General features: G+C 67.0%; 1 protein-coding gene. It reads right to left on the bottom strand.

Annotation, left to right across the window (positions count from 1 at the left end):
- Positions 1 to 2,020, bottom strand: a 2,020-nt coding sequence (locus HDC93_RS37540; RefSeq protein WP_185015237.1) for a right-handed parallel beta-helix repeat-containing protein, incomplete at both ends; no start/stop codon positions are given.

Genomic DNA, 2,020 nt, shown 5'->3' with positions numbered 1-2,020 from the left:
GCGGCCCCTGTCCGGTAGGCGGCGGAATACTCGTCGTCGTATGCCGTGCCGGAGCGCCATACATCGATGCCCGCGCCGGTCAGGGAGGTCACTCCGCCGCTCTGGCTGACGGCGGCCGGAATCGAACTGTACGCCTTGTAGGGGGAGGTGACGATGCGCAGGTTGCTGAATGTCGCGCTGCCGGCGGTGGTGCTGTGGGCGCTGTGGATGACACCGGCGTCCTGGGTGTTCGCCATGGACGGCAGGGTCACCTTCGAGCCGACCTGGGTGAAGGTGGATCCGTCGGTGGAGTAGTAGGCGGACACCTGGGTGGCCGTGCGGGTGAGCCGCAACCAGACCGGCGCCTTGACGGTGGCGGCGGTGTTCGTGAGCCGGTCGAGGTAGCCGTCGGCGTCGGAGTCCCGCTGGAAGCTGACGCCGTTGTTCGGGGTCACCACCACCGCCGCGTATCCGGCGGAGGAGCCGTCGTCCGTGAGGTCGTTGCGCAGGACGACGCCGGCCTTGGCCCAGCCGCTGGTCTTGTCCAGGCTGTCGACCCGGGCGGTCACCCACGTGCCGTCGACGGCTGCCCCGTTTCGGAAGACGGTGCCGTACTCGTCGTCGCGCTGTCCGCCGGCACCCCAGATGTCCTTGCCCGCGTCAGTGATCGTGAAGTGGCCGCCATGTTGGCCGGTGTTGGCGGGGATGGAGGAGTAGGCGCTGTACGTGGAGCTGACGGGGGCGGTGGTCAGCGGACGGAAGAGGGGTTGTATGCCGGCCTTGTTCATGACCGTCTTGGCCGCTGACGGCCAGTTGCCGTCGGTGACGACGACGGTGCCGCTGACTACGTCACCGCGGCCGTTGGTGTTGGTGATGTTCGCGTGACTGTTGTTCGTCCAGTTGTCGATCAGGGTCAGGCCGCCGGTGTTGTTGGTCGCATTGCTGTTCTCATGGCCCCATTCGCCGGTGTTCCGGAAGACGTTGTTGGTGTCCGTGAAGTCCCGGGAGCCCTCGTCGTGGTAGAAGCCGAACCAGCCATTGTTGCTGTGGCAGTAGTTGCGTTCGAAGGTGCTGCCCGGTGACGCCGACAGGGTGTACAGGCAGCCGCCGTCGGTCATCTGCTGCATGAGGTCGTGGATGTAGTTGTCGGTGACGTGGTTGTTCGCGGCGGTGGTCGCGGTCGTGTAGACGGGCTGGTAGTTGTACAGGCCCCGGTTGGTGTAGTCCTGGCTGCCGCCGATGTCGTTGGCGCCCCAGCCGTAGCCGATGGTGAGGCCGGAGTAGGGCAGGTTGTACACCTCGTTGTGCGAGATGGTCGCGCCGGTCACGTAGGTGACGAGGATGGCCGACATGTCTCGGTATTCCAGCGCCACGTCATGGATGAGGTTGTTGGTCAGCGTGATGTCCCGGTTGGTCATCCGCCGGTCACTGGGGTGGTGGGCGTCCGCCCGGACGCCGCCGACGGCGATGCCGCCGCCCGCGTCCTGGGTGAAGACGTTGCCGGTCACTGTGATGCTGCGGGCGCTGAGTCCGACGCCGGTGGTGTGGGCGTTGGCGTCGTTGCCGATGCCGAGGCTGTTCTGTCCGAGCTGGGTGAACCGGTTGCCGGTGAATGTGATGTGGTCGGCGGCCGAGACCTGGACGGCGGAGGGCATCTGCTTCCAGTGCGGGCGTGCCGCCTCGAAGAGCCGGCAGCCGCTCTGGCACGAGGTCAGCGCGTCCGACGGGCGGTCCCAGGTACCGGAGAGGTACGCGCCGGTCTGCTGGCTGGCGTAGCCGTGGTCGGTGGGGTCCAGCCAACTGGTGCCCGAGAACTGCAGCCCTGAGAAGGCGATGTGGGTGGCGGGGGATGAGTACGTCCCCCCGACGCTGATGAGCGACTCCAGCCTCGGCACCTCGACGTCGGCCTCACTCATGTCCTGCCCGGTGAGCGGCTTGTAGTAGAGGGTGCCGGTAGCGGTGTCGAGGTACCACTCGCCGGCCGTGTCGAGGAACTCGTAGGCGTTCTCGATGTAGAGGGGGCCGGCCCGGAAGGGGCTCG

This window comes from Streptomyces sp. AK010, from assembly GCF_014207295.1.
GTDB classification, from domain to species: Bacteria; Actinomycetota; Actinomycetes; order Streptomycetales; family Streptomycetaceae; genus Streptomyces; species Streptomyces massasporeus.
This window is presented reverse-complemented; position numbering and strand designations above follow the sequence as displayed.